The sequence below is a fragment of the Bradyrhizobium sp. USDA3010 genome, from assembly GCF_056429065.1.
In genome coordinates, this window is sequence record NZ_JBWJZD010000022.1 from 137201 (window position 1) to 145416 (window position 8216).

Sequence of the window (8216 nt, forward strand, 5' to 3'; positions counted from 1 at the left end):
AAGGACGCGGTGCTTTCCGCACCGCTCGCGCTGGCCGGGGATCAGGTACAAGCGGACGGACTCGTGCCCCTGGAGTGCCCAAACGGCTTGCGGCTGCCGCCAAGGACGCAATGATTAAGCCGCTCGCACCGATCGAATCTGTCGGAGCAGCACGAGCGGGTATTCTCGACGGGACGGACGGCAAGCCGTCGCTCGTTTGGGCGCGTTACGACGCCGGGCCGTTCACTGCCGGTAACCTTGGCGGATGGCAGCCGTATTGGGGCACTCCTGGCAGCGAGATTAGCCGCGAGCGCTCATTGGTCGCTTCGATCACGCTCGACCTCTTGATGTCTAATCCAGTCATTGCGGCGCTCGTGGAAGGCTTTGCGACCTACGCAGTAGGAAACGGGCTCACGCTCTCTTCGCGACCCAACTATGGCGCGCTTGGCATCTCCAAAGACGCTGCGCGGGAGTTATCGCATCAGATCGAAACGGCATGGCAGGAGTGGGCGAAAACTGGTGCCGAATGCGACGCTTCAGGCCGCCACTCGCTGCATCAGCTCGCGGTCGCAGCATACAAGAGTTTTCTGCTCACTGGCGAAACGCTCTTCATTGTCGGGCAGAGTGCAGACGGTTCGGTCACACGTACGAAGGTCAACATGCTTGATGTTCGCCAGCTCGACCAAAGCATCACCCGCGTCGCCGAAGGCAACAACGGGGGAACCATCATGCAGGGGGTGCAGTTCAGGAATGGCAGGGTAGAAGGCTATTGGATCAGACCCTTCCAACTCGGCAATTTCAACACCGCTCCGCAAGCAACGTTCGTGAGGGCTCGTACGTCGTGGGGGCGGACAGTGGTTGGGCATCTCTTCGACATGATCGCCCCGGGACAAATTCGCGGCATCTCACCGCTCGCGCCCGCTCTGACGCCTGCTCATTCGAAGTCGACGCTGCGGGAGTTTGGGCTAGCCGCCGCCCTGGTGCAGTCCATGATTGCAGCCACGGTAGAATCTGATCTACCCCGGGATGCCGCGCTTAGGTCGCTTGCGACTGCCGACGCTATGGACATGCCTGCACCGTCGGGTGTTTCACCTGAAGCATGGGCGGAGGCTCGCGCGGCATACTATGAGACCGTCAAGGTAAACCTTCAGCCGGGCGTGGTCACTCACATGATGAAGGGCGACCGGCTCGTTCTGCATCGGCCGCAGAGCCCCAATACTGTTCATGATGCCCTAGACAAGAGCTTGTCCCGGGAGGCCGCCAAGGCGGCGGGCTCATCAGCAGAGGACGTGTCGGGAGATTACTCGCAGACATCCTTCAGCGCTTCACGCCTCGCGCAGGAGCTACCGTGGCGGATCAACAAGCGCAGACGCTCTGCAATCGTTGAACCGTTCTATCAAGCGGCGTTCGTCGCGTGGCTCGAAGAGATGTGTGAGACCGGGCGTATCCGCCTCCCGGCTGGTGCACCGGCCTTCTGGCAGGCCCCCGAAGCCTATAGCAGCGCAATTTGGCGCGGCGAAGGTAAGCCAGTGGCCGACCCGTTGAAGGCAGCTCAGGCCGATATTCTCGAAATCGAAAACGGCTTGTCGACGCTCGAAGCGAAGCTCGGCGAACGTGGCTTGGACTTCGAGGAAGTATTGGCTCAGCGCAAGAGCGAGCGAGAGCAATTGGAAGCGGCTGGCCTGCCTTATCCCGTGCCAAAGAACCGGGACGATTGGAAGGCCGAAGACGACGCGTCTTCGTCGACCTAGCAGGACACTACAAACATGACAAACTGCAAACCCGGTGGAGGCGTCCCCACCGTCGACAACCCGTGCGCAATGCTTGGAGCGCTGCGCGCTGCGTTTCTTCAGCTACTTGCCGGACAGGCGAAGGCCGTGGTCCGAAACGGCGATCGGTGGCTCGAATTTCAGCGCGGCGACGCAAAGACATTGCAGCACGAGATTCGCCGCCTCGAAATCATCTGCGAATCCGGCATCAGCGTTGGGCGCGCGGTGCGCGTCGGGCCGTACATCCCCATGAACGCGCCGCACCGGCGCTTTAGGTACTGACCATGAAAGAGAAGATAGCCATTCCACTGGATGGCGTGCCCAGCATCGTCTTGCTGGACAATGGCAGCCGCATGACGAGTGTCAAAGCGGTGGCTGCGGGGTATCGAATTGTCGACGCGTCCGCGATCAAGAGCGCTGAAGCCGCAAACGTCGTAGTTGATGCGGTCTCACGCTGGCGGCTCGCAATCGAATGCTTGCCGGAGGCAACTGAACGAGCGGCGGCAACAGCCGAATTGCTGGCAAGCCGCAACCCCGAAACCCTGACGGTAGAGCAGGCCCGCGCGTTTCTTCGCGGCCTGCCCGTTGAGACCGAACACACCGAACAGACGGAAGACACCATGACAACCGACCCGAGGGCGGAACGCCTCGCCGAGATCGAACGCTCTATGAACGCGTTCAACAGGAACAACGGGCACGCGGGCAAAGACCTCCGCGCCAAGATCGCGGACTTCGACCCGGCGCGGTTGCGCCGCTTGGCTGAGATCAAGCTCAACGCGATGGAGGCAAACAAGCAAGGCATGACCTCCGACTTCAAGAAACTGAAGCTCGCTCTCGACACACATTCGAGGCTTGGCGGCGACTTTTCGCGCGTGCTCGCCCAGGCAGGCGTCGACGCTCAGAGCCTCGCGCCGAAAGCCGTCTAACCCCAATCTAAAATATTAGGATCGACACCAAATGACTACGCAAACATTCACTCTCAGTAAACCGCTCACAACCCATGACGGAAAGCTGACATCGTTGACGCTTCAAGAGCCCACCGCTGGCGCGTTCGTGGACTACGGCGAACCGTTCAAGGTACACACCCGCAAGGATGCCAGTGGTGAGCCGGACGGCGTCGACATCGAGTATAACAACAAGATCATGTCGAAGTGGTTGGTCGAGATGATTGCCGAGAAGGTCGACGAGATCATTCTCAAGAGCCTCAGCGCACGCGACTACTACCAGCTTCGCGGGCTCGCGACCGATATCGTGCTGTTGGGGGCGGGCGACCGCAACCCTACCGAACCGTCCGCCGCTTGATTGCGGTCCTTATCAAGGACCAGGGGGTGCAGCTGTCCGAGCTGCTCCCCATGCGGTTAGGACGGTTCATGTCAGTTGTCGATCTGTTCGCAGACCTTCAGAAGGTGCGAGCAAACGAGCAGAGGCTTAATACCCAATGAGCAATCCAAGCGTAACGGCGACAATCAGCGCAAACGATCAGGCGACGCCGCGATTGCGCGAACTACTTGAGCTGACGAAGCGTCTCGATCAGACAGCCAAGGGGCTGTTCAAGGATACCGGTGGCAGCGCGAACCTCGCTAACCAATTCAGGCAGGCCAATAGCGCGGCGCAACAGCACCTCAATACGCTCGAGAAAATCCACAAAGTGCAGGCCGCTATCGGCGCGACAGTTGCGGGCGTTGTGGGTGCCAAGGCCTTTCAGTTCGCGAAGTCGGCTGTCTCCGATTACATCCCCTATGAGCGGGACGTACGGTATCAACGGGCCATTCAGCACTACAGCAACTCCGATATGGCGCTGTTGGAGAGGCAGAGAATTGAAGCTGCCACTGTCTATGGCCTGAAGCCGGAAGACACGTTGCACGCTCAGCAAGCGTTCGTAACGCGAAACTTCTCTGCGCCGATCACCGAAGCAGCGACAAAGCAGGCAATCGTGCTCGCCAAGGCGTTAAACGTGAAGACGGAGGAGGCCGCGCGAATAGTCGAAGGCCTGACGTTCGGGCAGGGTATCCACCTTCACACCCGAGCCGACGCCACACGTGAGATTGCGCGGCAGACCGATTTGGCCGCTATCGCGGCTAAGGCTGGTGCCATGAGCCCGGAAGACATCCAGCAGTTCGGCAAGTTCGGTATCGGCATGTCGACGGCAGCCGGTATCCGGGCCGAACAAGCGTTTGCGACGGCGATGACCCTGAAGCGCGCGAACGTGGGAGGTGACGAGTCGGGCGTCTTCATGCGCGCCGTGGGCGCTCGCCTGCTCGCACCGACGAAGCAAGCTTTCGAAGCGTTCGCCCATATGGGCATCAATTATGCCGACTACGCTCCCCAAGGCGCGGTCAGCACGGACGCAATCGATGCCTCGTTGCGCCGACGCTATGGCAAGGGTCTGTCAGAGGCAGGCAAGACGAGCCTAAGCGCAGCACTCAGCGATGAGTCCCGGAATGTGCTGGGGAGCCGTGAAGACTTCTCGGCAGCCGTCCGTGAGGCCGTCGAGGCCAGCGGCGAGAAGCTGTCCAGGATGGATCAAAAGCACCTCGTGGATACGGCGCTCCGACAATACGACTTGTCGAAAGGCTCGCTCCGGGGTGGGGAGTTGTTTGACGCGATCCTTCAACGGGCGACCGCGCGGGACATGCAGGCCCTGGTAGGCGACAAACAGGGCGGCCGGGCCGTCATGCTGCTCAACTCGCTTGGGCAGTATCAGGAATATCTGGAAAAGCTCAACCACGGCGACGGGTTCGCGCAGAACATCGCGAACGAGCGCATGCAGGGCCTCGCGGCTGCCGCCGACCGGCTTACCGCCTCGTTCGATGCCGCCGAAAAACAGCTCGTCAAAGCGAACGAGGGGTGGCTTACCCCGCTCGCGGAGGCGGGGGCGAGGCTCGCGGGCTTCACCGCTGGGCTCTCAGACGCACAGAAGCAGGCTATCAGCGTCTCGGCTGGGCTCGCGTCTCTATCGGGTTTGACTGCGGCCGGAGCGACCATTGCATCGGTCCTGTCGAGCTTTACGGGGCTTGCAGCGAGCGCCAACGTGGCCTCAGCGGCGTTAACCCGGATGGCGGGTGGCGGCGCCGTAGGAGCGGCGGCGACAGCCGCTGGGAGCGTCGCGGCCGGTTCGCGGGTGGCAGCTGGCCTGGGGCTCGCGTCCAAGGTGTTCGGTGTGACGGCCATCGTGGCGGGAACTGTGCCGCTCGTGTACGGGTTGACGAACGATGAAGCACAAGGCGTTACACGGGACCATAGCAGGGCAGCGCGAGCGCGGGAGGCTATCCGTGCTGATGCGCAGGCACGTACGGACCGGGAGCTGGCGCGGGGTGGCGGGGTTGAGTTCGAAGACTTGCTCACCGGATCAAGTCCTTTTGACCGTTATCAGCCGTCTTCCTGGCCGAAGGCACGACGCGGCGCGACAAGCGATTATCTCCGCGTGCTCGGTGCATCAGACGAACGGCCGGGGGCCGGTTGGCAGGACTCGATTGCTAAGGGCAACGTCGAGCCGTCGCAGGGCTTCAAGGATGTTTCCGTCACCGGCACAGTCAACGGCGCGGCCGAACTGGCGATCAATGTCAACGGCGAGATCAGACCGACGCCTTATCTCGAAGGCATCATCCACCGGGCCGAAGCAACAGCCAACGTAGCGCTCAATGGCCATCTCGGCACAAGCATGCAAGGCCCAGGCGATAATGCGACCAAGCCTAGCTTCGCCTCCGGTGGACATCACTAAGGAAGACCAGAGCAATGACTATGCTGTTTCCGACCGATTGGCGGAAAGCCATGCAGACTGAAGTCAGTCCGGCAATTGATGACGCGTTCGGCGAGTGCGTGTGGGTTACGCCTGCGGAGCCCGGCAAGCCTAACTTCCCGGCAGTACCGTGCCCTGATCGCAAAGTCAGGGTACGCGCTACGTACATGGCCAAGGCAATGACCCTAGCATTTGGGGAGGGGCGACGCGTGGGAAACCACGACGCCTATCCCCTCGTTTCAACACGGAAGCCTGTCTTCAGCTTCGGCTATGGCGTGTTGCCTTGGCCGCTGACGCAAGGGTGTCGTATCGCGCGAGACAACGGAGAAGTGTTCGAAGTGACTGACATAAAGCCCGATAGCGTGTCGCGCATTGAAGTGAACGTCGTGCAGCTAGGTAGACAAAAGGACGACTATCATGGGAATGGGTGATCCCACTGCGCGCCTGTCTGGGTGGCCCCGCTCATCAGCTTCGGAGCGGGACATCCCGGATACGATTGCCTACGGGCTCGCATGCCTGCGCGACATGAACGGCGATTCCATGCGGCTCTTGATCTGGCTAGACAACGACTGGCCGGACCAACTCATCCCCGCGCTTACATGGTACGCCGCGCAACCCCGCAGCGGAGTATCGCAGACCTTCGTGAAGTACCTCATCAAATATGCAGGCCCGGAGATGCTGGAACGCGCGTTCGGGAAGCGTCGAGTGCGCGAGCTGTTGCAGCGATACCCTGGCTGGGGCGATCCCGCAGGACTGCGCGGGCGATTTGACGGGCTAACTTGCGGGACTGACGGTCTACCGAACTGAGCGGCGTAAATCAGTCGTGGCGTCGCTCAGACACGCCGATTGTAAGGTGTGTCACCTTACAGACCTTACAATCTAAGGTGATTTATACTGACGACACTCGCAGCCGTCAATTCTACTATAATCCTTCAAGCTAACGGCATTTGCTCATGTATTGAACGTTCGTCGTCAATTCACGTCGATTCGATTTCAAACGAAGAGAAACAGAGTAATGCAACGTAAGAACGATCATTTGCCGTCGATGCGAGATTATCCGCTTTTGAGCGGGAAGCTGCTGAAGAATGCAACGAAGCAAGACTTGGCCGAAGAAGCCGCGACCGATACAGAAATGGAAGCGATAATCGATGCCATCGCTGTGACCGGGATCGAAGAGTTCGCCCAGACCGAAACCGAAAAAGCACGTCGCCTTGCCGTCTACCTAGCGCGTCAAGTCGAATTGGCCCCGTCGCGAAAACTCGCACGGAAGTCGGACGAGTAAGAGCCAGCTTTGGGGGATGGGGCAATGAGGGAATTCACGATTGCGATACGCGACTATTTCGATCCATGGGAGCGTAAAGTGTGCCGCGATAGACTGATACGGTCATCGCGCAACAAGTTCTATTTGATCGAAGAGCCGTGCGAACCCGGGCGCCGTGAAGTCGTTCGGTCGCTCGGACTCGCAGACGTGTTCGATTGGTATCGGCTTGAACCTTGGCAGATCAAGCGCACAGTTTTGACGGCGGCACTCGCGCCTCTGGAAAGAGGGTAGTCTTTTGCCCGCCGATTTGGATCGCCTGATGGAGCTTGTGGTCACAAGGCATCTATGGGGACGCGGCTTGAGCGCGGAGCAGATTCAAGCGAAGCTTGCGTCTGCTCTCGACGAAGGGCGAAGGCATCTTGTTAGCGTGCGCCGGGATGAGAGCGGGCGCTTGGAGATCGGATTTGATGAGCAACTCGGAGACATCGGCCGCGCCTTCAGCGAAGCTGCGAAGACGACACCCAACAATCTCCCTAGCTGAATTCAGCAAAATGAATGACCCTGATCAGCTATCCGAGTTGGATCGACCTCTCTCGCTGAAACAAGCTTGTGAGCAGATTTTTGCCAACGCGATTTCAGTAGCGACGCTCAAAGCCGAACACGCGAGAGGCAATCTTGAGATATCCAAGATAGGCAGGCAGTACTTCACGACGCGCCGGGACATCGCGGCAATGAAGGAGAAGTGTCGCCTCCCGTCTAAAGCGGGGAGCCACGTCAACCCGACAGACAGCCGGGCTGAGGCCGCTCACCTTCACGCCTCGCTAATTGCTTTGCGTTTGCAGGTTGAGGGACGTAAGGCGCTATTTAAGAGGCGATCGTGACTGCTAGCATTCGCTCGCGCTGAGGCTGTGAGTGGGCATATCCTCCCGCACGAACTAGACGGCGACGGCTCCCAGTGGCATTGTTAGGGCTCGCTTTAGGAGGCCAGCCAATGACCACGGCAGAGGCTTTGAAACACATTCGCGAACTGGTCGAAAACGCGGACAAGTTGCCGGAGCACCAGCGCAGGATCGTCCTGGAAAGCGTAGCGGAATTGGTGCGCAAGGCTAGCATTCGGTTAGAGCAGAGCGGCCCGGTGGTGGCGCGTCCACGGATGGTGTAATGCGGGCATGGCGCAGAAGTTATTCATCCGCTAGTCCTTGGATCATCTCAAGCGCGTCGCGATAAAGAAACGGGACCCAGAACGTCGGATTGTCCCGTGATCCTCTTTTCTGAAAGAAACCGATAGAGACAAGCGCCTCTGCGCTCTTTGCGACTTCGTCTGGAGAGGTACCGAATAGGTTAGCCCGTCTTATTCGTCAGAGGCGCCTGAGAGGCTGGCGAGCGTGGTGTAAAGCGCTGATGCGGCGTAGGATTCGGTTGCAAAGCCAACCCCATCACCTTCAGCCGCGAACACCACGCCCGCCAT

General features: G+C 59.8%; 9 protein-coding genes. All 9 read left to right on the top strand.

The window, feature by feature from the left end:
* The first annotated feature begins 110 nt into the window (after positions 1-110).
* The 9 genes from AC066Y_RS28530 (at position 111) to AC066Y_RS28570 (ending at position 7910) form a co-directional block, all read left to right on the top strand.
* The gene (locus AC066Y_RS28530) at positions 111-1730 is read left to right on the top strand and encodes a phage portal protein (protein ID WP_478276760.1); all 1620 of its coding nucleotides are present in this window, start codon (positions 111-113) and stop codon (positions 1728-1730) included.
* Between the two features lie 15 nt (positions 1731-1745).
* Positions 1746-2030, top strand: coding sequence for a hypothetical protein (locus tag AC066Y_RS28535; RefSeq protein ID WP_478276761.1), 285 nt, complete (start codon positions 1746-1748; stop codon positions 2028-2030).
* 2 nt (positions 2031-2032) lie between these two features.
* Positions 2033-2674: a hypothetical protein gene (locus AC066Y_RS28540; protein ID WP_478276762.1), complete on the top strand. Its 642-nt coding sequence runs from the start codon at positions 2033-2035 to the stop codon at positions 2672-2674.
* A gap of 31 nt (positions 2675-2705) precedes the next feature.
* Positions 2706-3050 (top strand): hypothetical protein, encoded by a 345-nt coding sequence (locus AC066Y_RS28545; RefSeq protein ID WP_478276763.1) that lies wholly within the window; start codon positions 2706-2708, stop codon positions 3048-3050.
* A 136-nt stretch (positions 3051-3186) separates the two neighbouring features.
* Entirely contained in the window at positions 3187-5469 is a 2283-nt protein-coding gene (locus AC066Y_RS28550; protein ID WP_478276764.1) for a phage tail tape measure protein, read from the top strand.
* A 14-nt stretch (positions 5470-5483) separates the two neighbouring features.
* A complete protein-coding gene (locus AC066Y_RS28555) occupies positions 5484-5918 on the top strand; it encodes a hypothetical protein (protein WP_478276765.1) in 435 nt (144 codons plus the stop codon).
* 584 nt (positions 5919-6502) lie between these two features.
* Positions 6503-6769 (top strand): hypothetical protein, encoded by a 267-nt coding sequence (locus AC066Y_RS28560; RefSeq protein ID WP_478276766.1) that lies wholly within the window; start codon positions 6503-6505, stop codon positions 6767-6769.
* Positions 6770-7215: 446 nt separating this feature from the next.
* Positions 7216-7629, top strand: coding sequence for a hypothetical protein (locus AC066Y_RS28565; protein WP_478276767.1), 414 nt, complete (start codon positions 7216-7218; stop codon positions 7627-7629).
* A gap of 110 nt (positions 7630-7739) precedes the next feature.
* Positions 7740-7910 (top strand): hypothetical protein, encoded by a 171-nt coding sequence (locus tag AC066Y_RS28570; protein WP_478276768.1) that lies wholly within the window; start codon positions 7740-7742, stop codon positions 7908-7910.
* The last annotated feature ends 306 nt before the right edge of the window (positions 7911-8216 follow it).